We start from the raw sequence: 25854 nt of genomic DNA on the forward strand, positions 1-25854 counted from the left end.
CTATGCGAGGCTCAGTTTGGATTACCTACCAGTTGCTGCGTTAGCCGTGTTTGGGGGGACGCTGTTTTTGATGATTCGGCGTCCACATGGATTGCGGTTAGGGTACGCGGCGGGCATTGGAGCAGCAGCCTCGCTTTTACTTGGAACAGTCACACTTGGACAGGCGGCGCAGTCGTTTTTGACGATTTGGGATGCTGCGCTGGCGTTTTTGGGTATTGTGGCGTTGTCGGTGGTTTTGGATGCGTTGGGCTTCTTTAAATGGGCGGCGCTTCGCGTAGTGCAATTGGCAGGCGGCAGCGGGCTTAAGCTTTACTTCTACGTAACGCTACTCACAGCCGTCGTCAGCATCCTATTCGCCAACGACAGCGCCGTCCTCATCTTAATCCCCATTGTGCTTGAAATCGTAAGCTGCCTAAACATCGACGCCAAAGGCAAACTCGCCTACCTCTTCAGCGCAGGCTTAATCGCCGACACCGCCGCAATGCCGCTCATAACCAGTAACCCCATAAACATCCTTAGCGCCGACTTCTTCGGGTACACCTTTTTGGATCACCTCAAATTTATGGCTCCCATCGCAGTCGCAACCATCTCAACCAGCATCCTCATCGTCTACCTCTTCTTCCGCAAGGGCATCCCTAAAGCCTACAACCCCGCCGCAGCCGACCAATTAACTCAAGACAAACAGTTAATTTCGCCCGCTCTGCTGCGAGTCTGTTTTGGAGTGCTGGTGGCGGTAGATGTGGGTTACGTTTTGACTTCACTTTGGAGGTTGCCTGTTTCTTTGGTGATTTGTAGCGGAGCCGCCTTTTTGGGGGCAGTTTATTGGGTTTCGTTGAAGCGCCACGGAGGCGTGAATGGCCAAAAGAAGGGGCTCTTTGGATTGGCGCGTGAGATTAACTGGGATATTTTGCTCTTTATGCTCTGCATATTCCTTGTCGTGCAAGGGCTAGAAACGGTAGGCGTCACCAACATTGTAGCCTCGGCGCTTCAAGCCAGCAGCCAGCTTCCAGCAGTGTTGGGGATTTTTGGACCCAGCATGGTGGTCACCGTTGGCGCCAGCTTCCTAAATAATTGGCCCATGACGATTCTTGGGATGCTAAGTATCCAACATCTCGGCGCCTCAGGCACACAGCTAACTGGGCTAGTTTTCAGCAATGTTATTGGAAACAATTTGGGACCGCACTTTTTCCCGTTGGGCTCGCTGGCGATTTTAATGTGGCTAGAAACGATGCGGCGGCGGGGCGTCAACATTAGCCTCAAACAGTACCTAAAAGTGGGCGCCGTCGTCTCCATCGTGGAGGTTGCTGTGGCGTCGCTGGTGCTTTGGGCGGAGTTGACTTTGGGGTTCACGTTATTCTGATATCTAAGAGACCTACCCCCTCCCCTATCTAAACTTAAAAAAGTAGCCAACTTCTGTGACTTTTTCGGTTGGAATCGATTCATTTGTTGACTTGGTTGAGCCTGACAGCTTGGAGGACAAAAAAAGAAGGATAAGCCTTTTTCATTGCCTATTCTGTCTTCATTTTGTCCTTGTCAGATTCAACTACTGATTCTGTTTCCTTTGCGCAGCATTGCCAAAAGAGTTCTTCTAAGCTTGTGCCTAAAGATTCTTTTTGCAATATCATACGATTCCGTATTATATCGAATTGCTTATGAAGCTTTCGAAAAAACGGGGCAATTAATTCTAGCGCTAACTCTGAAAAAAGCCATCCGCCTACTTCATGAGTGTAAGCATTATGGCTTTGGCGGAGTAAAGACGGTTTTCAGCCTGCTCATAAATCACCGATTTGGGGCTGGCGATAGCCTCTGGGCTGATTTCGTAACCTCGATGGATGGGCATGTCATGCATAACGTATGCGTCGGTGCCCTCGAGCAGTTCTGCGTTGATTTGGTAGGGCATCATCAGTTTGAGGCGGCGTTCCTTCTCGTCGGCGAATTTGGGGTCCGTGAAGAACTCCATATCAATCCATGTGTCAGTATAAACGAAATCCGCGTCCGCAACTGCATCTTTGACGTCAAGGGTGGATTGCCAGAGCCCAGATTTCTTGGCTTCCGCAAGTAACTCCTCGTCTTTTGCAGCTGCATTAGTGATTGGGGTTACTGTGGTGAGTTTTACGCCTGTTTTGGTGCAGGCTTCAATAAGCGAGTTAGTCACGTTGTTGTGAACGCCGATATAGACCAACTTGGTGCCTTTGAGTTTGCCATGTTTCTCTTTGATGGTTATTAAATCTGCCAGTGCCTGACTAGGATGATACATGTCATCGCAGCCGTTGATGACGGGCACACGGGACGCAGCCGCCATTTTGCGCAGGTCACTGTTGTAGAGGAGCCGCGCCATGATGCAGTCCACGTTGCGGGATAAGTAGCCGATTTCGTCGCCTATGTCGGCAAGCGTGAAGTTGCTGCTTCGCCAATCCATGTATAGTCCGTGGCCGCCGAGTTGGGTCATGGCGACTTCAAAAGAGACGCGGGTGCGTGTGGAGGTCTTTTGGAAAACTAAAGCGGCGGTTTTGCCCTTTTGGGTTTTGGCATACTTTTTGGGGTTGAGTTTGGTGTCTATGGCTAAGTCTACTATGGCGTTGAGGTCTTTGCCGCTTTGTTCTTTGAAGTTTAGTAGATGCATTTTGCGTCCTCAGTACGGTTGAATCAGCCATGCCATAATAAGCTTTATGCAAAAACTTTTTTCACCTCAATGCTTAACCACAATAAGGAAACCGAACATGATATTGCTGGTCTCTTCTAACAAGGATATTGCAAGCCAAACAATCAAACAACAAATCCTCACCCAATACCCCTTCATAGAAACCTCCCAAACCTTCCAACAAAACCCCACCTACGCCGCGGAGTTTAACGGCAAAGACGTAACCCTCATAACTTTGGCGGAAGAATCAGTCCGTGCGCAGTATCTCCCCGAACAGTTCCCAAACTCTGAACTCGTCGTTTTCATCTCTCGACATAGTAGCCAAAGCGGCACACCCACTCTAACTGTCCATACTCCCGGAAACTTTGGCGACGCAGAACTCGGCGGATTACCCAAAACCGTTTCCGTCGCGCCTGCCTACGCGATGCAAACCGCCCTCAAAGTTCTCTTTCAATGCAAAGAACACTTCCGCCTAAACCACGAAGTCAGTTACGAAGTCACCCATCATGGCCCCAGTCTAAGTGTCCCCACCATGTTTGTGGAGTTGGGTAGCAGTGAGGCTCAATGGCGCGATGAGGTGGCGGCGAAAGCGGTTGCCCACGCTGCGATGGCGGCGATTGCTGGTTTTGAAAAACCTCGCGCATCAGCAGTGATGGGGATTGGTGGGACACATTACAATCAGAAATTTACTTTGATGGCGTTGATGGGGCAAGCCGTTTTTGGACACATGATTCCCAAATATGCGGTTTCGTTGACAGATGAGGCAATCGTGCGGCAGTGCATGGAGCGGACGTTGGAGCGTGTGCCGTTGGCTTTGTTGGATTGGAAAGGCATCAAAAGCGAGGACAAACCAGACCTTCTGGCGGCGTTGGAGGCGGCTGGGTTGCCCTACAATAAAGTGTAGGCGCCATGGTTTGGGGTGGGAACCTTTAAAAGCGTAGGCGAAGAGTGTTTAAACCTAAAAGTTACAGTAACGTTTATTATAGAATAATGAAATGTTGAGTGTGCGGTAAATATGGGAATAAAATCTTGGCTAACACAGGCAGCACGCACGTTAAAGCTAGCCGTAAAACCTGATCGCGAAGAGCTTTGGCTCTCTATAAAAATTAGCGCCTTAGGCATCGGAGTAGTCGGTTTAATCGGTTTTGTAATTAAAATCTTAGCCTGGGCCATAACAGGAAATGCAGGAGCTGCCACTTAAGGAGCTATAAGGGGTATGGATAAAAAAGAAGAGCTCAGTCAAGTCAAAATTTTCGCTATCAAAACAACCACTGGTCAAGAACGCAACGTGGCACGGTTAATTGGTTCCAAAGTTGAAATGACCCATATTCCAATTAAGGCTCTTCTTGTCCCAGACACCCTCAAAGGCTACGTATTCATAGAAGCAGACGGCCCCCACCTTGTCGAAGAAGCCATCGCAGGCGTTCGACATGTCCGCAGCAGAATCCCTGGTCTCATCAGCTTCAACGAAATTGAACGCTACATCGTACGCAAACCCGTCATGGAAGACCTCAACGAAGACGACGTTGTCGAAATCACTGGTGGACCCTTCAAAGGTATGCGTGCAAAAATCACTCGACTCGACAAATCTAAGGGCGAAGTTACCCTTGAGTTGCTGGAAGCAACGTTTACTTTGCCAATCACAGTACATTCAGACTATGTAAAACTCGTAGAAAAAGCAAAAGCATAAAGTGAAAACCTATGGTAGAAAAAAAAGTTGTAGAATTCATTGTCAGCGGCGGTCAAGCCAATGCAGGTCCACCTATAGGTCCAGCTCTTGGTCCTTTAGCCGTTAACGTCGTGGCTGTTGTCAACAAAATCAACGAAGTCACCAAAGACTATGCAGGAATGAAAGTTCCAGTTAAAGTGGCAGTTGACCCTGAAGACAAAACCTTCGAAATTACCGTTGGCACCCCAACTGCATCTGCACTTATAGTTGCTGAATTAAAAATCGAGAAAGGCTCCGGTACCCCTAACTCGGTTAAAGCCGGCGACTTAACCATGGAGCAGATTGTAAAGATAGCCAAGATTAAAGCTCCCCAACTGTTGGCGCCTGATACCAAAAGCGCTGCCAAAGAATTGCTTGGCACCTGCGTTAGCATCGGCGTCACTGTTGAAGGCAAAGACCCCCGAGAAGTCCAGAAGGAAATTGACTCTGGCACCTATGATAATGTATTCGGTAGCGACTAATGCTAAGCGAATATTTTTATAATGGGTTTCTAAATCCCTATTGGCACGAGGCTTAAAAATGCCCCTAGACAACAAAACCATATCCGAAGCAATAAAACAGGCAAAAACGAAAGCTGGCGAGAAGAAATTCAACCAGACTGTAGATCTGATACTCGACATCGTCGAAATCGACATGAAGGCGCCAGAAGGTAAAATCCAAGAGGTCGTTGAGTTACCTCATGACACTGGCAAACCAAACAGCATCTGCGTTATTGCCTCTGGCGAATTTGCCTTAAAAGCAAAGAACGCCCAAGCAGACCGCGTTATTGAACGCGCAGACTTAGAATCCTTAACGGGTAAAAAGAAGGAACTACGCAAAGTGGCCACCGACTACGATGTATTCATCGCTGAGGCACCTTTGATGCCGCTGGTCGGTAGAATTTTAGGTCCAGTTCTGGGTCCTAGGGGAAAAATGCCTATTCCTGTTCCACCTAACGCGGACATCACTCCTTTGCTTGCAAAACACCGCAAAACCGTGGTTGTTCGCATGCGTAACCAACCCATCATCCAAGTTCCCGTTGGCTCCCAACAGATGAAAGACGAAGACTTAACCGAAAACACTATGGCTGTTCTTCGGGTTCTCGATACTAAACTTAAACGTGGACTCAAAAACGTCAAGTACGCTTTCATCAAGACCTCCATGGGTGAGCCCGTTAAAATTAAACCATAAATGAGAGAAACATCATGCCGTCCCAACAAGTATTAGAAGAAAAATCAGGCGAAGTAGCAGCAATCAAAGACATATTCAAAGAATACAAATCCGTCGGCATCGCCAGTCTAAAGAAGGTTCGCGCTTCCCAACTTCAAGAACTCAAAAAAACCATGAAAGGTCAAGTTTACCTGCGCGTCCTCAAAAACACACTCATCAAAATCGCCATTGAAGAAATGAACCAAGCTGAACTCAAGAAGCTTGAGGAATACTTGGAAGGATCAAACGTCTTCCTCTTTACCGACCTCAACCCCTTCAAACTAGCATTGCTTCTTGAACGCGGCAAAGTAAAAACCACCGCCAAAGCAGGCGACGTAGCCGCCCTCGACGTGATTGTTCCTTCCAGCAACACAGGTCAACCTCCAGGACCCGTCATCAGTCAACTTAACGCAGTCGGTTTGCCTACAAAAATCGAAAACGGCAGCGTCTGGGTTAGCAAAGACACCCTAGTTGTCCGTCAAGGTGAAGTCATCAACGACCGTCTCGCAGGTGTACTGGCGAAACTCGGCATAAAATCCGTAGAACTCGGCATATCCATGCGTGCAGTCTTCGACAACGGATTAATGATTACCGGCGACCAACTCAAGATCGATGTTGCCGCTACCAAGAATAGCGTCGAAGCCAGCAACCAAGAAGCCTTCGCACTTGCAATGAGCATCGGCTATGCATGCAAAGAAACCATCAAACCCTTACTGCAAAGCGCACACCAAAAAGCAGTTGCACTCTCAGTCAGCGCAGCCATACCCACCAAAGAAACCATCGCAGACATCATCCGCAAAGCCAACGCCGAAGCAACAAGCCTACAAGAGAAAGCCAAGCCCAAAGCGGCTTAAACCAACCTTTCTTAATTTTATTTTTTATTTTATTTGTTCTATGCCTTAATTGCTATTAGGCAGGCAAGCTTGTAGTCCTTCCATGGGACATCTATTTTCTCAAAACCGGCTCTTTTTAGCCACTCAAGCTGCTCCATAAGCGAAGAAGGCTTGTCCGAATCATCAAAGGAGAATGTGGCATTCAAGTAAATCTTTGTTAAACGATCATCAGTGCCCTTCATAACATCAATGAGGATGAAAATGCCGCTTGGTTTAAGTTGGGTGTAGATTTTTTTAAAAAGCCCCTGCTTGTCTTCATCTGAAAGATGGTGTATTGCAAGAACTGAGTAAACAAGGTCAAAGCAACCTATCGAGGGTAAAGCACCCAAATCCCCCTGCGTCAACTTTATTCTGTTTTTAACTGAAGCTAATTTTAGGCTTGATTGCTGGAGCATTTTGAGAGAAACATCAACCCCGACTAGCTTAGCTTGGGGGTATTTTTCTAAAAGTCGCTGGGCGATGTTTCCGGTGCCTATGCCGAGATCCAAAACCTCTATCTGGTCATCATCTGAGTAGGGCAATAGGCTGAAGAATACGTCTGTGAATTTGCCGTATTGGGGTATTCTTTTCATGATTACTTGGTCATAGTGATCTGCTAACTTGTCGAATCTATCGCCGACTTTCATATCGCACATAATTTAGCCTCGACTTTTTATGCCTTGTGAATGTTTTGGCAAAGAGGCACCTGAACCATAAAGTACTCTTTTTTATTTTTCGGTTTCTGAATCTGTTTGCTGTGTTCCGCTCACAGCTTTAGCCCATATGTTATCATACCATTCTTGGATTAGTTGAACTACAATTCGATTGTTTGACCATAGTGAGGGGTACTCAAATGGGGTTGCTGTGGCGGATGTTGAAAGCAAGACTTCTTTTCTGTCTTTTATCATCAACTTAGCCAGTGGGGGGCTGTGGAGATATTTTACTTGATAGGTAGGTTTACTTGCTAAGATGGAAGCGGTCTTGCTGATTCGATATTTCTTGCGGGTTTTGCCCAGTATTTCTCGGACTTTTACTCCTTTGTCGAGGGCTACAACCTCGTAATCGAGGTTTTCTTTATTTAATTCGCTGCCTTCCGCGAAATTATTCATCAAATCCACATTTGCTTTGGCAGTCATCCAGTTTCTTCTGATTCTGTTTCCAATCGATGCTCCCTTTGGAAGCAAAACAAAGTCGCCGATGTCTGTTTGCTCTTCAAGTTCATCGATTGCTTGGAAGGAGCTGAAAATTTTAAACGCTGATTTCTTTAGCTGTGCTGTCTGTTCGTTTCTTCTCTGAAATAGCAGTGAAATGCCTTTTTCTAGAGGTATGGCTCTATACTTGTTTGGTTTAGCTAATTTCTTTTCTACAAGTCCATCGTTATGAAGCTCCGTTAGGACCCGGTATACATCCTGGGGGGCCACTTTGGCAAGGTTAGCCGTTGCCCTCCCTGTTGAAGAACCCGATTTAACTAGGGCTATGTAGACTTTTGCTTCCAAAACAGTAAGACCTAAATTTACGAGCGTTTCGACTGTTTCTTCCTGTTGTAGGTGCAAGTTTTCCCTTCTATCGCCTTATGATTGAGGTTTGCTTTTAAGCTTTTATAAAATCTCATTTTACAAAAAAATAATTAGTTAAAAAAGCGAAAAAGACAAAGATTTTTCCGTTTCTTTCATGGATTTAGCAAAATATTGCAATATTGAACGACTTTGCTTAAAGTTTAACTGGTTATTTTTGTTCTAACCATTCAGTTGGTAGTCGGTTAACTTACAGGGAGTTTTTAAAAATTCTTCAAACGATGTTTGCGTACCGACTATAAGGAAAGAACAAAATGACGAAATTAACAGAGAATAAAACTGAAAAATTCTCAAGAAATAAATCTAAAACTACTGCACTCGTGCTCTTTCTGATGCTAACCATCACTGCTACTATGATTGCTTTACCTGCCGTTATTGCGCATGATCCCCCGTGGACTTTTCCAACAACCGCCTATGTCACTTGTGCGCCCGGTATCGTTGGTGTTGGCCAGTACACTACCATTGTTTGTTGGCTTGACAGGTATTCACCTACATCTGGTGGTACAAACGGTCAAGTCTGGGAAGGCTGGCAACTAAACATCACTAAACCCGACGGAAAAACAGAAATCATCGGACCCTGGACGTGTTCAAGTGCTCTCGCCAGTGACTTTAAAGTGTATGTTCCCGACCAAGTCGGAAATTACACCATCGTATTCAGCTGGCCTGGCGGCGTAGTTGAACCAAGTGAAAGCGTCATTACCCGAACGCAAGCAAACGCAATTGCAGGCATCGGTGACATTTTCCTAGGCGCCACAAGCGAACCCACAACACTCGTCGTAAATCAAGAACCTAACGCAGATTGGCCCGAAGCTCCGCTTCCAACAGATTACTGGACGCTCCCTATAAATGCCCAGAATAGACAATGGTCTTCTCTTGCAAGCAACTGGCTAAAAGGCACTTGGCTCATTAACAACTATCAAGGGGGTATAGCCCCAAACAGTGCACACGTACTATGGACAGCACCTATGGAAGCCTCTTCACCTGATGTCGCGGGTTATCCCGGCGGCATCGCTGACTCTCAATGGCCTGGTATTCAATACAATATCAACGACTACATAGATGCGTGGTCACAACCCATAGTCATGAACGGAGTTATCTACTACAACTCACCCGCAACTGCACAAAGCAACAGATATGGCTACTACGCAATGGACCTCTACACTGGAAAACAGATATGGTACAAGAACGGCACCGACAACGGTCTCAACAACCCCTACACAATAAGTCAACCCGGCGGTGAAGTTGGTGGCTCTTATGCACAAACATACCTATCATTGACTCAGGGTCAAATGTATCACTCTCAAACAGTTAACGGAGACGGAGTAGCCTCATACTTGTGGATACAATCCGGCACTACCTGGTATATGCTTGACCCGACAACTGGCAACTTAATATTGACGCTGAAAAATGTGCCCTCCGGTACATCCTCAACTGACCAAGACGGAAGCCTACTACGCTACAGCTATAACGCCAATACCGGTAACCTACTTTGTTGGAATTCGACCCAAGCCATTTACCCTGGTGGACCAACAGGAACCGCCCAACAAGTTTGGCACCCACCAGTGGGAGCAGTAATTGACGCTGTTAATGACACCCAATGGATGAATGCCAGCACTACATGGGGCACAGGCTTCGAACAATCCATCAAAGACGCCTTAAAAGTCCCCCACTCCGGATACACAATGAACGTAACCATACCAAAGGGCCTCAAAGGATCAATGACTATCCTGCGAGACGATGACCGTGTGCCAAAACAAATCTTTGGCTCAGCAATAACCACCACCTTTGGAACAATGGGCAGCATCGGCGGAGCCGCTAACGATGATAGCATTGCAATATGGCTCGCTACCATAAACGAACACGCAACAGCCTATAGTCCCTTCCCCAACGTACCTGGCACCCTAAACAACAACCTTGGCTTCACCGTAACAATGGATTACAACAAGAACTTCACAGTTCCACTACCTGGCAAAAACTACACTTGGAGCATAGGACCCGTAGATTACAACTCTAAAATATTCATCCTAACCTGTCAACAAACAACACAGAAATGGGCCTACAGCCTAACAACTGGAAACCCATTGTGGGGACCAACTGAAACACTCGATCCAATGGGTTACTACACCTTTGGCACTGGTTCAGGCATAACAGGCGGGGTCTATGAGGGAATCTACATTGCAGCAAACGCCTACAACCTAAACGGCGAAATCTATGCCTACAATGCAACAACCGGCACCCAACTATGGAAGTACAGTGCCCCAACAACTTACCACTATGAAAGCTCATATGGAAACAATATGCCGCTCAGCTTGCTCTTCGTCTGTGACGGAAAGGTCTTTTTGGCATCAACTGAGCACTCGCCAACTCAGCCGCTATTTAGAGAATCCTATCTTCGCTGCGTTAACTTAACTGACGGGACATTGATTTGGAAACTTGAACAATACTCAACTGGTGTGGTTCAAGCGGTCGCAGACGGCTACTTAATTTCCAACAGCCAATACGACAATTTGATTTACTGCATCGGTATGGGACCCAGCGCTACCACCGTACAAGCACCCATGACAGCTACCCCCGCGGGCGAAATTGAAATAATACAGGGCACAGTCACTGATCAATCTCCAGGTGCAATCGCACATGCTAGCAAATATGGTCTCGTAAACGGTGTTGCGGCTGTATCTGACGAAAGCCAAGAAGTATGGATGGAATATCTCTACCAGCAGCAAGTAAAGCCCACAAACGCAACCGGTGTTCCAGTTTCCTTAGATGCAATTGATCCTAACGGCAACTTCATCCACATCGGTGACGCAACTAGCGATACAAGCGGCGCCTTTTCATATGCATGGACTACCCCCGATGTTCCCGGTAAATACACCATAATCGCTTCGTTCTCTGGCTCGGCATCTTATGGCAGGTCATCTGCAGAAACCGCCACTTATGTTGCAGAACAACAAGCACCCACCCCTGCACCAACCGACGCTCCGCTATCTCTCGCAGACACGTACTTCGTCCCTGCAACCGTTGGGCTATTTGTTCTAATGATAATCGTCATAGCTCTTCTGGTTCTGGTGTTGCTCAGAAAACGCCCATAAAACACACTCAAACCTTCCTTTCCCCTTTTATTTTTTTGTTCAATTTTAAATGTGCCCCCGCGGGTTTGGTTCCATTTTCCTTGGTTTTTGTCCTTTTTTCGTTAATTTTTTGGTGTTTATATCAGTATTAATAACAAATAATAATAATGAAATACGCTGTCTTCTAATGTCATAGCTAGCTGATTTGGGTATCATGAAAGACCTTGAAGAAATTGACATAAAAATCCTAAAGGAACTCCTCAAGGATGGACGGCAAAGTTTCACAGCGTTGGCAGCGAAGCTTGGTACCTCAAAAGACATCATTTGGAAACATTACACAAACATGGTTGCCGCTGAAATCATAACGGGCGCTACCGTTCAGTTGAACCATCCCAAGCTTGGGTATGGTGAGCAAGCCTTGATTATGCTTAGTGTTGAATCGCAATATGTGGAAAACGTTTTTGAACGCCTTAAAAAAATGCCTGAGATCACAAGTTTTAGATGTTGTAACTCGTCCTATAACATCGGTGCAATATGTCACCTGATGAGTCTTAGCGATTTAGAGCGTGTAAAAACACTCATAAGCAAACAAAGTCCCGTTAACGAAATTAAAACGAGTATCTGGACCAGCGTGCGGAACATCCCTGAAAATATTCTGCTTGGCGAATTACCCCCAGAAAGCGCTGACGGCATTGACATTGCTGAAGTCGAAAAAAAGCCTCCCCTAAACATAGATAAGGTCGATTTGGAGATTATCGAAAAGTTAACCCTTAATGGGCGTTTGCCTTTGAGTAACATCGCCGAGCAGATTGGCGTTTCAACTGACACCGTAGTGCGGCGGTATGAGCGGCTACGGAAAAATAATTACCTCAAAGTCTCCATTCAAATCGACACGAAAAAACTGGGTTATCAAGCTATTATTAACATATATTTGGCTCTCACTGACCAAAGCAAAACCAAAGAAGCTGCCGAGATGTTATGTAAAATCCCCGGCGTCTCTTACCTTATTAAGATAAGCGGGAATTTCGATCTAATGGTTGCAGCTCTAGTTAGGGACTGTAACGACCTCATATTCATTGATGAGCAAATCGTGAAAATCCCCTACATAAAACGGATCGATTCCTCAATTCGTTCTGTTTTCCCTGCTTGGCCTCTGCGTAAGCAATGCATATCCACCTTCTAGTTCCTCGTGATTCACAAGAACGGCAATCCCTAACTGACCGATGCCTGCGAAATCCTTTTGAGGGAACGCCTGTTAGGTGAGGTTTCTTAGACGGTAGGTTTGGTAGTCGGGGAGTTTTCTTGGGTAGTCTTTGCACATGAGTGGGGATGAAATCAGAAAGTCCGCTGAGGAAAGGTTGCATGCTACGGGGATATTCCATACGACTGCCACTCGGAGGAGCGCTTTAACGTCAGGGTCGTGGGGTTGGGGTTCTAGGGGATCCCAGAAGAATATGAGGCAGTCTATGTCGCCGTCTGCTATGCGGGCGCCGATTTGTAGGTCGCCTCCAAGTGGTCCTGATTCAAGGCTGGTTATGTTTAAGCCGAGTTCTTTTTGGAGCATCTTGCCTGTGCTTCCGGTGGCGTAGAGTTCGTGTTGACGCAGAGTGGCAAGGTTGTACTTTGCCCATTCCAGCATGTCCGCTTTTTTGTTATCGTGGGCGATGAGGGCGATTTTTTTTCTGCACTTTAAAGTTGCCGAACTATCCATGTTTGTTCACTGCATTTAAGGACGTTGAAGAGTTGATTAAAGTTTTTTTTGGTTGAAAAGGTGTCTTTATCTACATTTAAGGCGGTAGGTTCATCGGTACTCCAACACCTTCAATCTCCCCAGTATCCGCTCGTATCATAACTGTTACCTTGCCTGCTGCGCCACTTGGGTAGAGGTGATTAAGCGTTAAAGTCACCGTCCAAATTGGATAAAGGCAACCGTTTTGGTGTTGCGTATTGAATAGCTTGTAGTCAAAACTCAAGCTTGCCTTCATATCAACTACCTTTACGTTTGAGCCTTCAGGCACTGACCAATCCATGTGGGTGACCTTTGTCTCCGCCATTTTTATGGCTTCAACTTGGTCTACCTTTATGGTTGCGTTATCAATCGGATAATGGTTCCAGTGATCAACGAAACTCTTGAATTTACCATCTTTATAAGTTAACGAGAAGGTGTCATAGGGATTTGGTATGCCGTTAACTGTTCGGCTCCAACGAAAGGTTTCGTAGAGATGCAGCTCGTTTTTGTGACTTATATCGGTGTCATTGGTGGTTTCGCAGAATATTTCCATCTGGAGGTCACCTTTTTTTTGGGTGACGTTACTCGGGGCTGAGATATTGTTTAATGCATTTCGCATGTTCTGTGTATAAACTGCGTGGTATGCGTCTTGATACTTTTCTAAAAAGGCTTTAGCTTGGTCGAGAGTTGACATGTCAGATTGGGTGAATAGCAATGACCCATTTGTGCTGGAGATGTAGAAGCTAATCATGTTGTCGTTATTTGAATAGCCTACGTGGATTCTGTATTCTGATAGCGGCAACGCATTTGGAGACCAATGTGGCGACGGTTTCGGGTCTCCGCTATAGCCTAACGTGTAAAAAACACCGTTTGGTTTCTCTTCAATGAGCCCCATGTATTTCTGGTAGTTAAACCCCACGATGTCTGCGAGTAGCAAAGTGTTCTCCCTTGATGTGTCATTTTCGAGTTCTACCTCAAAGGGGTGATTTTCCATGCGTGGATTAATTATTTGTCGCTGTTTATGGGTAACCGTAGCTATTTGAGTTGTTGCAAAATGAGCGAGACCTAACCCGATGAGAATAATCATCACAGTCGCCAATACTACTCGCCTATTAATCAGACCCCGTATGTTAATTGGCGTTTTAACCCCCTTTTTCCATAACCTCCCTTCCATAGTTAGTTTTAAATGATTTTTCGTCAAGAAACCTTGACTAAGACATTAGCAGGTATTGCGAATAGTTTTTGTTTGCCCAACCGCATACCTATACGCAGTGAAGTTTCGGTGCCGTTGATTTCAAGCTTTGACCCGTGGCGTTCTGGCCTCTGCACCTGCCCCCCTAAGCTAACCTTTAACCCCTACACAGGATGCGACCACCACTGCCTCTACTGCTACGCCTCAAGCTACATCCAAAACTTCAAAGACATCCACCCCAAAAAAGACCTCATCCCCCTCTTACGGCGAGAAGCAGCCAAACTCAACGGCGAAACCCTGTCCCTATCCAACTCATCCGACCCCTACCCGCGCCTCGAAGCCTCAGCATGCCAAACGCGACGTTGCCTCGAAGTGCTGGCGGGATGCAACTGCAAAATACAAATCATAACTAAAAGCAACCTCGTTGCCCGCGACGCTGACCTCCTTTGTCGCCTTCCCGCAACTGTGGCTCTAACCATAACCACCGACAGCAACATGCTCGCAGGCATAATTGAACCCGACGCGCCTCCCCCCTCAGAGCGCCTCAAAGCCGCCGCGGAACTCCTCAAAGCAGGCGTACCCGTATCAGTCCGCATCGACCCCATAATTCCCCATGTTAATGACCATCCGCAGCGGCTAATCAAAATCCTCGCCGACCTCGGCGTCAAACACGTCACCTGTTCCACTTACAAGGCTAAACCCGACAACTGGACCCGCCTCGCCGATGCCCTGCCCAAGGTGATGGAGCAACTCAAGCCCCTCTACTTTGTGGATGGCGAAAAAGTCGGCGGCAGCGCATTATTGCCCAGCGAGTATCGGTATAAGCTGCTCAAAACCGTGCGGGATGAGGTGGTTGCGGCGGGCATGAAGTTTGGGGTATGCCGCGAGGGGCTGCATGGGTTGAGTACGGCGGCTTGTGATGGGTCATGGCTTATGCCTAAGAGGAGCCCCTGACATGCAGCCGCGGATTATTTTTCTGGCGGATTTCGACTATTTCTTTGCACAATGCGAGGAACTCCGCAACCCCCAAATCAAAGACAAACCTATCGTTGTCGGCGTCTACTCTGGCCGCACCGAAGAAAGCGGCGCAGTCTCCACCAGCAACTACATCGCCCGCAAATACGGCGTCAAATCTGGGCTGCCGCTTTTCCAAGCGAAACAAAAGCTGGAGGGCACTGACGCTGTTTTCTTTCACGTTGACCACGAATACTACGAGGACATCAGCAACCGCATCATGAACATCTTCCGCGGCTACGCCACGAGCCTTGAGCAGGTTAGCATCGACGAAGCTTATCTTGATGTGACTGAGCAGGTTGAGGGCAGCTTCGAAAAAGCCCGTGCATACGCGGAGAAAATCAAGGCAGCTGTACGGGTGCAGGTCGGCATCTCTTTCACCATCGGCGTGGGACCAAACAAGCTTGTCGCCAAAATCGCTTGCGACAGCCAAAAACCCAACGGCTTAACAATCATCCGCCCAACCGAGGCAAAAGCGTTTCTCGCTCCGCTCCCCGCAGACCGCCTCTTAGGAGTAGGCAAAAAGACGACCGTGCGCATGGAGCAAATGGGAATCAAAACTATAGCTGACCTCGCCAAATATGATGTTATTCGTCTTGTGGAGGTTTTCGGCAAAGCTTTAGGCGTCTACTTCCATAACGCTGCCAACGCCGTCGACAATGAACCTGTGGTGGAGCAGGGTGAAGCGGAATCCATTAGCAAGATTGGCACGCTTAAGCAGGATACGCATGATTTGGAGTTTATTTTGCAGAAAACTGACGAATTAACCGAACCCGTGTACCGCGAAGTTGCAGAGAAGGGCTACAGCTTCAAAACCGTCTCCATCTACGTTGTCAACGTGGATTTGAGCAGCAAAAGCCGCAGTGTAACTTTGGAGCAGCCCGCCAAAGACAAAGAAACCATCCAACGCAACGTCCGAGCGCTCTTCGAGAAGTACCTCGCTGAATCGCCGCTTGAAGTTCGCAGAGTTGGCGTGCGCGTGACGGGTTTTAGCAAAGAAGAGCCCCGGCAGAAGCAGCTTACCAGCTTTTTCTTTTCAGGGTAACGATAAACAAACTTTATTCCGTACACCTGCCTACATTTATTGGGAATATTTTGGTTTCTAAACAAAGAAAGCTACCTCCTGACCAAACCGTCACCGACCACATCCTGAGCTGGGGCTATGAGCATCCCGGCATAACCTCCACTAACCCCCGACTACCGCTAGAAACCTACACGTTGACGGTGGAGGGCGAAGTCGAAAACCCCGTCAAGTTGACTTGGAATGATTTTCTCAAGTTGCCCCAAACCGTTTCGGTGAGTGATTTTCATTGCGTGGAAGGCTGGAGCGTGCTGGATTGCCGCTGGGAAGGCGTGCGCCTCCGTGACCTCGAAGCATTCGTCAAGCCTAATCCTGTTGCCCGTGCTGTTACCTTTTTTTGTGCTGATAACTATACGACTTCGCTGTTTCTTGAAGAACTGGCTGGTGATGACGTTTTGTTGGCGCATAAGCTCAACGGGTCGCCGTTGGAGGAGGGGTTGGGTGCGCCAGTGCGGCTGGTGGTTCCGAGCAAATATGCCTACAAAAGTGCCCTTTGGGTGACGGGGCTGCGGTTTACTCGGGATAAGGAGTTGGGGTTTTGGGAGCGGCGGGGTTATAGTGATAGTGCGGATGTGTGGCGCAACGACCGTTATCGCCGTTAAGAGGGTGTTGTTGTGTTTTGTTCTTTGAGGTTGGGGTTTTGTTGTTTATGATAAGTATATAGTTTCTTTGGGTCAATTTTAAAAGCTGGATAACGTTTATAAGCTTAAATTAATACTGTCTTGGCTCTTGAGAGGTTGAATAATATGTCTCCTAAAAAACCTGCAGCACAACCAGACTATGAATCCACAACTCCTTCCATAGTCATAGCGGCAACCGACAATGTGTCTGCAAAAAAACATAAAGACGCTGAGCAGCCCATCTACCTAACCCGAATCTAAACTGCTCAAAACAGAACCGCTGCCCCTGAAATAGGGGGCTGGCAAACCCCTAAGGGGGGGGTAGGTCTGTATTGACGTTTTTTGAAGTCAAAAACATGTTGAATTCGAGTGCTATTCCTTGCATTGCCTTAGGTTCGTAAGTTCTGCCATGGTGTGGTTTAGGGTGGCTTCGTTTGTCTCGATGCTTTTTACATCCGCAACTGGCAAGCACACCACAACTCTGCCCAAGTAGGGGTGCTTAAACCCCATCAGCGTGCTGGCTTCATCGGTCAATTTCACAAATAAACTCGTAATCTGCCACGTTTTGATGTCTAAGTCGGCGCTGTCTATTTCACCCAGATAAATCCCGTCCGAGGTGAATGTTCGCTTCCAAAACAATTTAGAAATTTCAACCAAAAAAATCCCTACTAGCACTAACCATCGCAATCATATATGTCTATTTTTTTCTAAAAGCCAATGGTCTACCCCCTATAGGTTTCTGCATGGAACCACTAATAGGATCCAAATAGACGCCAAATAGGTTGAGGTTAAGCTGACGTGTTAGCGTTCGATGGCGATTCTGCTCACTGATGCCTTCCTTAGTCTGATGCAAAATCCTTTTTTCGCCCCAAACCCACTGTTAGAGTGGTGTTGCCATTGCCAGCTTCTTCTAAAGTTGAAACAAACTATAAGCCGCTCAGCCCCGAAGAAACCCAAGTCATCGTCCACAAAGGTACCGAAATGCCCTTCACAGGCAAATACTTCGCGTTTTGGGAAAAAGGCGCCTACGTCTGCAAACGATGCGGCGCCAAACTGTACCGTTCCGAGCGCAAGTTTGAATCCGAATGCGGCTGGCCCAGCTTTGACGAGGAAATCGCTGGCGCAGTCAAACGTGTCCCCGACCCTGACGGAGTCCGCACCGAAATTCAATGTGCTAACTGCGGTGCCCATTTGGGGCATGTATTTGTCGGTGAACATTTCACAGAGAAAGATACTCGACACTGCGTCAACTCGATTTCTATGGATTTTGTTCCTGACAAAAAAGAGTAAATCTCTCGGCGCTTCATCTTCTCTGAGGGTGAAGTTATGGATAAGAAACTCTTTGCTCAAGCCCAAAACTTGGCAGGCTTAATTGATTATCAGGACGGCTCAATTGTTAGCCGAACCTTAATTGACAAGACCGCGGGAACCGTGACGGTTTTTGCGTTTGACCAAAACCAAGGGTTAAGCGAGCACACCGCGCCCTACGACGCTATGGTGGTGGCGCTTGACGGCGAAGTCGAAGTAACCATAGCAGGCAACCCCGTACTGCTCAAAAAGGGCGAAATGACCATAATGCCCGCCAATCAGCCGCATGCATTAATGGCGAAAACAAAATTCAAGATGCTGATAGTCATGATTAAAGCCTAAATGGGCTTACCCCACAGGTCCCTAAAACAGTACTCAGTAAGCGTCTTCTTAGTTCTTGCAGGCGGAGTTTCAGCGGCGTATCCCAAAGTGACAAACGTCTGCGGCTCCACTTCCTCGGGAATGTTGAGGTGGCTTTGCACGACGGCTTTGCAGAAGCATGGCGCGGCATACCAGCAACCCCCAAGCCCCACTGCATGCGCCGCTAAAAACAGGTTCTGGAGTGCAGCGCCTAAACTCTGAACTGCCAAGTCCCGAACGCAGCCCCTCCGCCGCATATCAGCATAGCGGGGCATACCCTCAATCTCAGTGGTACACGCCAAAATAAGGACGGGTGCGTTTACGAAGCGGTCGGCTCTTTCTTTGCGATTTTCTGCGCTGACCGTTAAGCCATCGCTTTCCAAATCGGCAGCCCACGCCTGCGCCATTGCGTCTGCCAATTCCCGTTTAACCTTGGGGTTTTCTAAAATTATGAATCGGTAAGGTTGAGCGTTATGTGCTGAGGGCGCTAAACCAGCCGCGGCTAAAACCTTCTCTACAAGTTCTTTTTCAACCGCTTGAGGCTGGTATTTTCGGATACTGCGGCGCTCACGTATGACATCAAATAAGTCTGGCATAAAGAAGAAAAAGAAGAATCTGGTTTTTAGGCTATTCGTTGGGCACCAAAATAACCTTTAGCGATTCGCCTGCTTCTGCGGTAAGTCTGAAGCCTTCTTGTGCTTCTCGGAGGGGTAGGCGGTGGGTTATCATGTCTTTGACGTTGATTTTTCCAGTCGCGAGGTAGCGTAGGGCGTCTTCGAGGTCGTTGGGTGCGGCGCCGTAGCTGGTGCGCATGGTGATTTCGTTGCGCCAAAACTGGTTAATAGGCACAGACAGCTTCACAGAGGGGTCGGGGACAGCGAAGAAGAGGATTGTGCCGCCGTTCTCAACGCAATCCATCGCTGAGGTTGCTGCACTGATGGCGCCTGTGCAGACGATAACTTGGTCTGCAAGATGCCCTGTGAGTTCTTTGAGTTTTTGAGGCAGGTTTTCTTTGGCGTTTATTCCGTGTGTTGCGCCGAATTTTTTGGCAAGCTCAATACGGTAGGGGTTGATGTCGGCGACGATTACGGTTTCTACGCCTTTGTAGCGTGCGAGTTGGGCATGGAGGATGCCGCTAATCCCGCTGCCGATGATTAGGACGGTGTCATCTTTTTTGATTCCTGATAACCGTTGACCGCGCGAGACACAGGCAAGTGGTTCAATAAATGTCCCTTCATCGAAGCTCAGGGCGTCGGGGAGTTTGTAGACGCCGTAGTCAAGGTTGATTTTGGGGATTTGGATGTATTGAGCAAAGCCTCCTGGGTAATAGTTGGTGGTGTGCAGCGTGTGGCAGGCGGTGTGGTTGCCTCGTTCACAGTGCCGACAGCTAAAACAGGGCACGTGATGAGAGACAAAGACGCGGTCGCCCACTTGGACGTTGGGGGCTTTGGCGCCGACTTTGGAGATGACTCCTGTGGCTTCATGTCCCAGCACACGCGGCGCTTTGGGTACGCGGTACCATTCGAGCACGTCGCTGCCGCAGATGCCGCTTGCCATAACTTTTAGCAGGGCTTGATCTTCGCCGACGCTTGGTACTGGGATGTCTTCAACTCTGACGTCATGGTTGTTGTAATAGAAAGCGGCTAACATAGGCGGTCACAAAAGAAAGAAAAGGTTAGGCTTTATTTGCTATGACTTGGTTGTAGAGGTCTTCAGCTTCTTTGGGCGTGAAACCGTCGTGGATGATGGCGCGGATTGCTCGGATGGCGGCTACGGGATGCTGGGTCTGCCAAATGTTGCGACCCAAGTTAACGCCAATAGCTCCTTTCTGGATGCCATCATATACGAAGTCGAAAACTTCCCGCTGCGTCTCAGTTTTAGGTCCGCCAGCGATGACAATGGGCACGGGGCAGCCGTCAACAACTTTTTCGAAGTGCTCCTTGCAATAGTAGGTTTTGACGACGCGGGCACCGATTTCGGCGGTGATGCGTGCAGCTAAGGCAAGATAACGGGCTTCACGTTTCTCAAGCTCTTTGCCAACGGCGCAGACAGCCATAACGGGCACGCCGAATTCTTCGCATTCGTCGACGAGTTTGGAGAGGTTTGTGAGGCTTTTGTTCTCGTATTTGGTTCCGACGAACACGGACATGGATACGGAGGATGCGTTGAGGCGCAGGATTTCTTGCATTGAGGTTACGACGCTTTCGTTGGCTAAGTCTTCGCCGACAACGGATACGGCGCCTGATACGCGCATGATTATGGGTTTTTCGATAGCGGGGTTAACGCAGTTGCGCAGCACGCCGCGGGTGCACATCAGCGCGTCGGCGTATTGGATGATTGGTTTGATGGTTTCGCCCGGCTGCTCGAGGCAGTGTGTTGGGCCTTGGAAGTAGCCGTGGTCGATTGGTAAAAAGAGGGCTTTGCCGTCTTTTTGGATGAGTTTACTTAAGCGGTTTTGCATTCCCCATTCCATGGTGAATCTCCAGCAAGCAGTTGGTTTGAAGAAATAAATAACTTTATCCGTCAAATTGAAGAAAAAGGGCGTTTGTTAGAATAAAAAAAGTTGGGTTAGTTTAACATGCGTTTTTGCATGTTTCTTTGCGAACCGCTTCTTTGTGTTTGTTTTATGTTGGTGCTGGAGGGGGCGGTGGTGGAGGCGGTAACGTGTATGCTGATCCCATGATGTTTTGTTTTATGATGACGTAGAGTGCGAGTCCCGTGATGGTGAAGGCTAAGAATTCAACGTAGTAGGGAACGAAGTCTAAGTAGGGGAAGTCTGAGATCCAATAGATGAGCATAAACCCTAAGCCAATTCCGCCGTAGATGAGAACTGTTGGGAATTGGAATCTTATCTGGTTCTTTATTGCGAAGAAAAGCCCTGCTAATGAGATTGCTATTAATGAATCGGTAATTGCCCAGGTTAGGTTGTAACCTAAGCCATAGACTGCCAAGGATAGCGCGATGTAACAAGCTAGCAATATGGCGTAACTTAAGATGGCAAAGTTGAGTTTTGGCCTGTAAACCAGGAACAGGTAGAAGCCGCCTGTTAAGAGCAGACCCCAGAAGAATGTTGCAGGCAGGTAAAGTATGTCGCTGATCACTGCTTGGGCGACATTGCTTGTAATAGAACTCATCCAGAAAACGAACGAAGTTATCGCAACAGGAACGCTGTATGCGACGCCCCATTTTAGAGCGGTGTTGGGGTTGCGGTCTGAGTTTAGGAAGTACAGGTAAGTCAACATGAAAGCGGCGAACACTGTTATTGCGTCAACTGCGAAGTCTTTTAGTGTGGAGAGGAGGGGGTCTGGTGTAGCTATTGGGTTGAGGGTGTTGTAGGTTGTTGCTAGGGGTGCCATGTTGTATAATTTTGCAAGGATTAAGACGGCTAAGAAGACGCTGACGTAGAGGAGCTCTTTTTTTCCAGGTTTCCAGTTGAATTTGATGTAGCTGATCGCTTGTTGTTGGGTAAAGTTAAAGCCTAAGAGAGTCATAGATTGCTTGTTTCAAGGTTTTCAATATTTAACATTTTGCATATCAGGTATGGCAAGGCTTTATTCAGCGACTTTGGGCGGCAATTATTGTGGCATATTATGCAAAATGTATGGCTGGTTTTATCAAGTGTTTGCTGTCAACTTGCTTGGGGCGCTTTTGAGGTGACTTTTTAGCAGCGTCTTTAGACGTGCTCCAGTTGATGTTGTTGACGTTTATGCAGTGATATGAATTTTTATGCGACAATCACAAACAACTTTATATTATATTCAGTCGTTAAACCATAAAACAAGCGAAAAAGTGAAAATATGTACAAATGCCAATACTGTAGTAGTAAAATGGAATCCAAAGGCGAAATAACCGAAGATGGAAGCATAGTCTTCTACCAATGCCCTAAATGCAAAAACGTCGAACTCCACGCTCCCGAAAACGCCACTGGCCTAAGACTAACTTACCCCTAAACCACCACTTCAAAGTTTGATTAGTTTGTGGTGTCTTCTTTGGCTATGAACTCTATGAGTGCCTCTCGCATGGGCATTACGAAAAGTTCCCGCAGCCGCTTAAGCAGTTCCACTCCGGTTGGCGTTATGGAGTAGTATTTTGTGTGGCGCCTGCCTTTCTGTGTCCATTTCCCCGAAATGCAGCCTTCCTTTTCTAATTCGTAGAGCAGGGGATAGATTACGCCTGAAGTGAAATGTTGCCCCGTGGACCGTTCTAGTTCTTTGACGATGCCGTATCCTGACATGGGTTTCTGGTCGACTAGCCACAGAATTATGCCTCTGCTTAGGCTTGTTATGATGGCTCTAATCATGGTCCGTTCGGATTCAATCACAAGTAATCCTCAAAGTACCGAATGATACTTTGTTTTTCTCATTAATCTCTTTTTGGGGTGGACGCGGCAAAGGTTGATATATTGAAATCTAGACTATTCTTTATGTGTAGAGAAGCATGGTTGATGCCGTAAGTGCCTTCCAGCGAGGTCTAGACAGACCACTAATTCTGTGGCTCATTTCTAAAGGTCCCAGACATGGATATGAAATACACAAAGAAATCAAACGTTTAACTGGACATCGACTAAAACCCGCAACCTTGTATCCGCTTTTGAATCGTCTTGAGGAGGAGGGTTTCTTGGTGAGTGAGTTGCTGCAGAAGGGGCGGCGGAATTTGCGATGTTACCGCCTAACTGAGCAGGGTGAAACTTTTTTGGAGAAGGTGTCGGAGTTGTTTAAGCGTCCGATGCGGCGGATAATTGCTGATTTTTTGGGTGCTGAACAATAAGCTAAAAAGGAACTTTGCCCTTTTTTTATAGTGCTTTTTTACCCTGTTTTTTAGGTATTAGGAGTTAGGTGAATGTTTGGTTTTCGTGATGTTTTTGTGCCATTGCGGTTTTTGAGGCGTTTGGGGCTTTTTTGTTTGGTGTTTTTCGGGTTGGACACGATAAATATATATCGGTTTCTAAATGGTTTGTAAAATAGAATAAAATAAAAAATGCGCGAAGGGAAACAAATGGCCAACACAACCAACGGCTACAAAATCGTCCTCACCGCCGACCGAACACTCATGAGCGAATACGGCGGAGACATATTCATAGGGTTTAGTGCATGCGTTCCACATGGAATCATACCCGACAAACTCTATTTCTCGCTCTTCAGCCCATCCGTACCCGTCAACAAAGACGGCTCAGTACAATATGCCCCATGCGGCACCCGAAAAATCGAAGCCGCCCTCCTCAACAACGGCTTCAAACGAGACGACATAATCGTCGCCCACCCCGACCACCTCGACCAAACCGTCGGGCCCAACACAAAAATCCTCTGCATAACCGAAAACGACCCCCTAGGCTTAGGACCCGCCACCTCCACCTTCACCCAACTCTTCGGCGGCGAAGCCTACATGACCCTCAAATTCAAAGAAATCCTCAACCACCCTGCAGTGCAAAAATACAAACCCAAAATCATGGTGGGCGGCGCAGGTGCTTGGCAACTTGAAGATGCTCAAACCCGCAAAGAACTCGGCGTAGACTGCGTGGTTATCGGAGAAGGAGAAACAGCAATCCATTCGCTCATAAGCGAAGACATTCTGGACGCTCCTTTGCCTGAAGTCGTTAATGGTCCCGTCGTAGAGGAACCCGATATACCCATCATACAAGGCGGAACAGTGGCGGGCATCATCGAAATCGCCCGCGGCTGCGGCAGAGGCTGCGCCTTCTGTGTACCTACCCTTCAGCGATTCCGCTGCCTCTCGATTGAACGGATACTAAAAGAAGTAGACGTGAACCTCAAATTCGGTCGACGTCCCCTGCTGCATGCCGAAGACGTTCTAAGATACAAAGCTAACGGATTTGAAATTAACCAGCCTGCCGTAAAAGAACTGTTCCAAACAGTATTCAATCATCCCGGCGTAAAATCTGTTGGCATAAGTCACTTTGCGCTTTCCTCAGTCGCCAGCGCTCCCAGCTTGATAAAAGACCTCTCTGACATCCTCAAAGTGGATTATGATCCTGAAAACAGTTGGATGAGCGGACAGTGCGGAATCGAAACCGGTAGCCCCAAACTAATCCGAAACCTGATGGCGGGAAAAGCTAAACCCTTCACTCCCGAGGAGTGGCCAAAAGTCGTCGATGACGCTTTTCATATTCTTAAAGAAAACAATTGGGTTCCAGTTGCCACACTCATCATTGGGCTTCCCGGCGAAGAAGAGGAAGATGTCCAATCAACAATCGACCTCGTTGGCAGGCTTAGCCATGTCAAGAGCCTAATCGTGCCCTTGTTCATGGTTGGTGAAGGCGGCTTGAAAGGCAAAGCATCCTCCTTCACTATCGGCAAGATGACACACAAGCAGGGCGAGCTCTTCTTGAACTGCTGGGAACACAACTTCAATTGGAGTGAAACACTTTTCAAAGAATACTATGCCCACAATGGCTCCGCTAGAGGCTACGGCCAAAAAATGGTCTTTACTTACGGAGTTAATCAAGCTAAACGTTTGATAACGCAATGCAAAAAAGATTATGACTGCGACATGCCCACCATGATAAAGGATATTAAAGAAGGCAAAATTAGCGTAGCCCCCCTGCCCATTCGATTCCTCTACAAACTAATAAAATAAATTCTGGGCAACTATCAAACTAAGCTCTTTTTCCTTTTTTGTCCCATTTTTATGCTTTTGGGGCTCTAGTACAGTTGTTTACGAATAAAGTTAAAAAGCTAAACTGACAAAAACCCTTGCAGGAAGGATGCCTTTGACTCTGAAGCGTACCGCAATCGCGTTAACTGCAGTAGCCCTCTGCATTGTTGTATGTGGCTGTTTTGTAGTTCAACTTTGTGAGCAAAAAAGCTTCAGTTACACCTTCAGTCAACACACTTGCACTGGCATCAAAATTCAATCAGGTCCGGCAAGCCTAGACGCCATAACAATTAACCCCTACATCATGCTCGGTGTCCCTCCCGTATTTGGCACTCAAACCGCAACTGCCACAAACCAATCCGCTCTGACCAACGCTACCCGGAGCCAAATCTTCAGCTACATAGACACAAACCCCGGCGTTGCCTTCCGCAGCCTCTGCGCCGCCCTTTGCTTACCCGTCGGCTTAGCCGAATATCATCTTGGAGTGTTGGTTAGGTCGGGGTTGGTTTCGTTTGTGCGGGATGGACGCTATAAGCGGTTCTTTGTTTCCAAGCGTTTCTCTAAGCGGGAGATGCTGGCAATTTGTCTGCTGCGTCATACAACGGCAAAAAGAATCATCGAAACCCTGATGAAAAAAGGGGCGCTCTCACATGGAAAACTCGCCATAGATGTCTCGATTACGTCTCAGGCGTTGACGTGGCAAATGAAAACACTCGCCAACACTGAATTCGTTTCCCAAAGCAGCGACGGATTAAAAATTATATACCGACTCGACGCCGCCTCCACGCCGCAGTTGAAATCCTACTTGGCGCTCATAAATTGCCCCTAAATCACGGCACACTTTTTAGTCGCCAAACCTCAAGGTC

The 25854-nt window shown here is 47.4% G+C and carries 30 protein-coding genes; 19 read left to right on the top strand and 11 right to left on the bottom strand.

The genetic code is table 11. The features are described from left to right. The first annotated feature begins 16 nt into the window (after positions 1 to 16). Positions 17 to 1360 (top strand): SLC13 family permease, encoded by a 1344-nt coding sequence (locus tag NWE92_03980; protein MCW4028787.1) that lies wholly within the window; start codon positions 17 to 19, stop codon positions 1358 to 1360. Between the two features lie 354 nt (positions 1361 to 1714). Here NWE92_03980 and NWE92_03985 read toward each other — a convergent pair whose 3' ends face one another. Beyond that, the gene (locus NWE92_03985; GenBank protein ID MCW4028788.1) at positions 1715 to 2623 is read right to left on the bottom strand and encodes an ornithine carbamoyltransferase; all 909 of its coding nucleotides are present in this window, start codon (positions 2621 to 2623) and stop codon (positions 1715 to 1717) included. Positions 2624 to 2720: 97 nt separating this feature from the next. On the opposite strand from NWE92_03985, the gene NWE92_03990 reads away from it, so the two are divergent. The 6 genes from NWE92_03990 to NWE92_04015 all read left to right on the top strand — a co-directional run bounded on the left by NWE92_03990 (position 2721) and on the right by NWE92_04015 (position 6412). Then, positions 2721 to 3545, top strand: a complete 825-nt coding sequence (locus NWE92_03990) for a hypothetical protein (protein ID MCW4028789.1) — start codon at positions 2721 to 2723, stop codon at positions 3543 to 3545. 111 nt (positions 3546 to 3656) lie between these two features. Beyond that, positions 3657 to 3842: a protein translocase SEC61 complex subunit gamma gene (locus NWE92_03995; protein MCW4028790.1), complete on the top strand. Its 186-nt coding sequence runs from the start codon at positions 3657 to 3659 to the stop codon at positions 3840 to 3842. A gap of 15 nt (positions 3843 to 3857) precedes the next feature. Beyond that, complete coding sequence (locus tag NWE92_04000) at positions 3858 to 4331, top strand: transcription elongation factor Spt5 (GenBank protein MCW4028791.1); 474 nt, start codon at positions 3858 to 3860, stop codon at positions 4329 to 4331. A gap of 11 nt (positions 4332 to 4342) precedes the next feature. Continuing rightward, on the top strand, positions 4343 to 4831 hold the full coding sequence (locus NWE92_04005) for a 50S ribosomal protein L11 (protein ID MCW4028792.1): 489 nt from the start codon (positions 4343 to 4345) through the stop codon (positions 4829 to 4831). Positions 4832 to 4889: 58 nt separating this feature from the next. Further along, a complete protein-coding gene (locus NWE92_04010) occupies positions 4890 to 5540 on the top strand; it encodes a 50S ribosomal protein L1 (GenBank protein ID MCW4028793.1) in 651 nt (216 codons plus the stop codon). A 14-nt stretch (positions 5541 to 5554) separates the two neighbouring features. Continuing rightward, positions 5555 to 6412: a 50S ribosomal protein L10 gene (locus NWE92_04015; GenBank protein MCW4028794.1), complete on the top strand. Its 858-nt coding sequence runs from the start codon at positions 5555 to 5557 to the stop codon at positions 6410 to 6412. 38 nt (positions 6413 to 6450) lie between these two features. Here NWE92_04015 and NWE92_04020 read toward each other — a convergent pair whose 3' ends face one another. Together NWE92_04020 and NWE92_04025 are read right to left on the bottom strand one after the other, a co-directional pair. Continuing rightward, positions 6451 to 7077, bottom strand: a complete 627-nt coding sequence (locus NWE92_04020; GenBank protein ID MCW4028795.1) for a class I SAM-dependent methyltransferase — start codon at positions 7075 to 7077, stop codon at positions 6451 to 6453. 81 nt (positions 7078 to 7158) lie between these two features. Next, positions 7159 to 7983 carry a hypothetical protein gene (locus tag NWE92_04025; protein MCW4028796.1) on the bottom strand — a complete coding sequence of 275 codons (825 nt, stop codon included), beginning with the start codon at positions 7981 to 7983 and terminating at the stop codon, positions 7159 to 7161. A gap of 275 nt (positions 7984 to 8258) precedes the next feature. Between NWE92_04025 and NWE92_04030 the strand changes: the two genes are divergently transcribed. Then, positions 8259 to 11093 carry a PQQ-binding-like beta-propeller repeat protein gene (locus tag NWE92_04030; GenBank protein MCW4028797.1) on the top strand — a complete coding sequence of 945 codons (2835 nt, stop codon included), beginning with the start codon at positions 8259 to 8261 and terminating at the stop codon, positions 11091 to 11093. 193 nt (positions 11094 to 11286) lie between these two features. Further along, entirely contained in the window at positions 11287 to 12255 is a 969-nt protein-coding gene (locus NWE92_04035; protein ID MCW4028798.1) for an Lrp/AsnC family transcriptional regulator, read from the top strand. Between the two features lie 72 nt (positions 12256 to 12327). Here NWE92_04035 and NWE92_04040 read toward each other — a convergent pair whose 3' ends face one another. Both NWE92_04040 and NWE92_04045 read right to left on the bottom strand, forming a co-directional pair. Next, the gene (locus tag NWE92_04040; GenBank protein ID MCW4028799.1) at positions 12328 to 12783 is read right to left on the bottom strand and encodes a methylglyoxal synthase; all 456 of its coding nucleotides are present in this window, start codon (positions 12781 to 12783) and stop codon (positions 12328 to 12330) included. 76 nt (positions 12784 to 12859) lie between these two features. Then, the gene (locus tag NWE92_04045) at positions 12860 to 13900 is read right to left on the bottom strand and encodes a hypothetical protein (protein ID MCW4028800.1); all 1041 of its coding nucleotides are present in this window, start codon (positions 13898 to 13900) and stop codon (positions 12860 to 12862) included. 147 nt (positions 13901 to 14047) lie between these two features. Here NWE92_04045 and NWE92_04050 point away from each other — a divergent pair, with 147 nt between their 5' ends. The 4 genes from NWE92_04050 (at position 14048) to NWE92_04065 (ending at position 16969) form a co-directional block, all read left to right on the top strand. Continuing rightward, a complete protein-coding gene (locus tag NWE92_04050) occupies positions 14048 to 14947 on the top strand; it encodes a radical SAM protein (protein ID MCW4028801.1) in 900 nt (299 codons plus the stop codon). A 1-nt stretch (position 14948) separates the two neighbouring features. After that, complete coding sequence (gene dinB, locus NWE92_04055; protein MCW4028802.1) at positions 14949 to 16052, top strand: DNA polymerase IV; 1104 nt, start codon at positions 14949 to 14951, stop codon at positions 16050 to 16052. Positions 16053 to 16102: 50 nt separating this feature from the next. After that, positions 16103 to 16690: a molybdopterin-dependent oxidoreductase gene (locus NWE92_04060; protein ID MCW4028803.1), complete on the top strand. Its 588-nt coding sequence runs from the start codon at positions 16103 to 16105 to the stop codon at positions 16688 to 16690. A 144-nt stretch (positions 16691 to 16834) separates the two neighbouring features. After that, positions 16835 to 16969, top strand: a complete 135-nt coding sequence (locus NWE92_04065; GenBank protein ID MCW4028804.1) for a hypothetical protein — start codon at positions 16835 to 16837, stop codon at positions 16967 to 16969. 111 nt (positions 16970 to 17080) lie between these two features. On the opposite strand, the gene NWE92_04070 is transcribed toward NWE92_04065, so the two are convergent. Then, positions 17081 to 17365 carry a hypothetical protein gene (locus tag NWE92_04070; GenBank protein ID MCW4028805.1) on the bottom strand — a complete coding sequence of 95 codons (285 nt, stop codon included), beginning with the start codon at positions 17363 to 17365 and terminating at the stop codon, positions 17081 to 17083. Between the two features lie 240 nt (positions 17366 to 17605). Between NWE92_04070 and NWE92_04075 the strand changes: the two genes are divergently transcribed. Then, positions 17606 to 17998, top strand: coding sequence for a methionine-R-sulfoxide reductase (locus NWE92_04075; GenBank protein ID MCW4028806.1), 393 nt, complete (start codon positions 17606 to 17608; stop codon positions 17996 to 17998). A gap of 36 nt (positions 17999 to 18034) precedes the next feature. After that, complete coding sequence (locus tag NWE92_04080) at positions 18035 to 18358, top strand: cupin domain-containing protein (GenBank protein ID MCW4028807.1); 324 nt, start codon at positions 18035 to 18037, stop codon at positions 18356 to 18358. Here NWE92_04080 and NWE92_04085 read toward each other — a convergent pair. The 4 genes from NWE92_04085 to NWE92_04100 form a co-directional block, all read right to left on the bottom strand. Then, on the bottom strand, positions 18355 to 18972 hold the full coding sequence (locus tag NWE92_04085) for a nitroreductase family protein (protein MCW4028808.1): 618 nt from the start codon (positions 18970 to 18972) through the stop codon (positions 18355 to 18357). The genes NWE92_04080 and NWE92_04085 overlap by 4 nt on opposite strands. 31 nt (positions 18973 to 19003) lie before the next feature. After that, entirely contained in the window at positions 19004 to 20026 is a 1023-nt protein-coding gene (locus NWE92_04090; protein ID MCW4028809.1) for a zinc-dependent dehydrogenase, read from the bottom strand. Between the two features lie 25 nt (positions 20027 to 20051). Beyond that, positions 20052 to 20849, bottom strand: coding sequence for a 3-hydroxy-5-phosphonooxypentane-2,4-dione thiolase (lsrF, locus tag NWE92_04095; protein MCW4028810.1), 798 nt, complete (start codon positions 20847 to 20849; stop codon positions 20052 to 20054). 151 nt (positions 20850 to 21000) lie between these two features. After that, positions 21001 to 21867, bottom strand: a complete 867-nt coding sequence (locus NWE92_04100; GenBank protein ID MCW4028811.1) for a hypothetical protein — start codon at positions 21865 to 21867, stop codon at positions 21001 to 21003. A 306-nt stretch (positions 21868 to 22173) separates the two neighbouring features. Between NWE92_04100 and NWE92_04105 the strand changes: the two genes are divergently transcribed. Further along, the gene (locus NWE92_04105; protein ID MCW4028812.1) at positions 22174 to 22326 is read left to right on the top strand and encodes a hypothetical protein; all 153 of its coding nucleotides are present in this window, start codon (positions 22174 to 22176) and stop codon (positions 22324 to 22326) included. 20 nt (positions 22327 to 22346) lie between these two features. Here the strand turns inward: NWE92_04105 and NWE92_04110 are convergent, their stop codons facing one another. Next, entirely contained in the window at positions 22347 to 22697 is a 351-nt protein-coding gene (locus NWE92_04110; protein ID MCW4028813.1) for a PadR family transcriptional regulator, read from the bottom strand. A gap of 116 nt (positions 22698 to 22813) precedes the next feature. On the opposite strand from NWE92_04110, the gene NWE92_04115 reads away from it, so the two are divergent. The 3 genes from NWE92_04115 to NWE92_04125 all read left to right on the top strand — a co-directional run bounded on the left by NWE92_04115 (position 22814) and on the right by NWE92_04125 (position 25817). After that, entirely contained in the window at positions 22814 to 23143 is a 330-nt protein-coding gene (locus NWE92_04115) for a PadR family transcriptional regulator (GenBank protein MCW4028814.1), read from the top strand. 228 nt (positions 23144 to 23371) lie between these two features. After that, on the top strand, positions 23372 to 24970 hold the full coding sequence (locus NWE92_04120; protein ID MCW4028815.1) for a B12-binding domain-containing radical SAM protein: 1599 nt from the start codon (positions 23372 to 23374) through the stop codon (positions 24968 to 24970). Positions 24971 to 25103: 133 nt separating this feature from the next. Next, positions 25104 to 25817 carry a hypothetical protein gene (locus NWE92_04125; protein MCW4028816.1) on the top strand — a complete coding sequence of 238 codons (714 nt, stop codon included), beginning with the start codon at positions 25104 to 25106 and terminating at the stop codon, positions 25815 to 25817. The last annotated feature ends 37 nt before the right edge of the window (positions 25818 to 25854 follow it).

It is taken from the genome of Candidatus Bathyarchaeota archaeon (assembly GCA_026014745.1).
Classification (GTDB): Archaea; Thermoproteota; Bathyarchaeia; order Bathyarchaeales; family Bathycorpusculaceae; genus Bathycorpusculum.

Bases quoted from the DNA above. Each gene is read 5' to 3' on its own strand.
- NWE92_04100 (MCW4028811.1), bottom strand. From the start codon at position 21,867: ATGACTCTCTTAGGCTTTAACTTTACCCAACAACAAGCGATCAGCTAC.
- NWE92_04080 (MCW4028807.1), top strand. From the start codon at position 18,035: ATGGATAAGAAACTCTTTGCTCAAGCCCAAAACTTGGCAGGCTTAATT.
- NWE92_03995 (MCW4028790.1), top strand. From the start codon at position 3,657: ATGGGAATAAAATCTTGGCTAACACAGGCAGCACGCACGTTAAAGCTA.
- NWE92_04090 (MCW4028809.1), bottom strand. From the start codon at position 20,026: ATGTTAGCCGCTTTCTATTACAACAACCATGACGTCAGAGTTGAAGAC.
- NWE92_04035 (MCW4028798.1), top strand. From the start codon at position 11,287: ATGAAAGACCTTGAAGAAATTGACATAAAAATCCTAAAGGAACTCCTC.
- lsrF (MCW4028810.1), bottom strand. From the start codon at position 20,849: ATGGAATGGGGAATGCAAAACCGCTTAAGTAAACTCATCCAAAAAGAC.
- NWE92_04105 (MCW4028812.1), top strand. From the start codon at position 22,174: ATGTACAAATGCCAATACTGTAGTAGTAAAATGGAATCCAAAGGCGAA.
- NWE92_04030 (MCW4028797.1), top strand. From the start codon at position 8,259: ATGACGAAATTAACAGAGAATAAAACTGAAAAATTCTCAAGAAATAAA.
- dinB (MCW4028802.1), top strand. From the start codon at position 14,949: ATGCAGCCGCGGATTATTTTTCTGGCGGATTTCGACTATTTCTTTGCA.
- NWE92_04115 (MCW4028814.1), top strand. From the start codon at position 22,814: ATGGTTGATGCCGTAAGTGCCTTCCAGCGAGGTCTAGACAGACCACTA.
- NWE92_04120 (MCW4028815.1), top strand. From the start codon at position 23,372: ATGGCCAACACAACCAACGGCTACAAAATCGTCCTCACCGCCGACCGA.
- NWE92_04020 (MCW4028795.1), bottom strand. From the start codon at position 7,077: ATGAAAGTCGGCGATAGATTCGACAAGTTAGCAGATCACTATGACCAA.
- NWE92_04010 (MCW4028793.1), top strand. From the start codon at position 4,890: ATGCCCCTAGACAACAAAACCATATCCGAAGCAATAAAACAGGCAAAA.
- NWE92_04065 (MCW4028804.1), top strand. From the start codon at position 16,835: ATGTCTCCTAAAAAACCTGCAGCACAACCAGACTATGAATCCACAACT.
- NWE92_04005 (MCW4028792.1), top strand. From the start codon at position 4,343: ATGGTAGAAAAAAAAGTTGTAGAATTCATTGTCAGCGGCGGTCAAGCC.
- NWE92_04015 (MCW4028794.1), top strand. From the start codon at position 5,555: ATGCCGTCCCAACAAGTATTAGAAGAAAAATCAGGCGAAGTAGCAGCA.
- NWE92_03990 (MCW4028789.1), top strand. From the start codon at position 2,721: ATGATATTGCTGGTCTCTTCTAACAAGGATATTGCAAGCCAAACAATC.
- NWE92_04085 (MCW4028808.1), bottom strand. From the start codon at position 18,972: ATGCCAGACTTATTTGATGTCATACGTGAGCGCCGCAGTATCCGAAAA.
- NWE92_04000 (MCW4028791.1), top strand. From the start codon at position 3,858: ATGGATAAAAAAGAAGAGCTCAGTCAAGTCAAAATTTTCGCTATCAAA.
- NWE92_03985 (MCW4028788.1), bottom strand. From the start codon at position 2,623: ATGCATCTACTAAACTTCAAAGAACAAAGCGGCAAAGACCTCAACGCC.
- NWE92_04040 (MCW4028799.1), bottom strand. From the start codon at position 12,783: ATGGATAGTTCGGCAACTTTAAAGTGCAGAAAAAAAATCGCCCTCATC.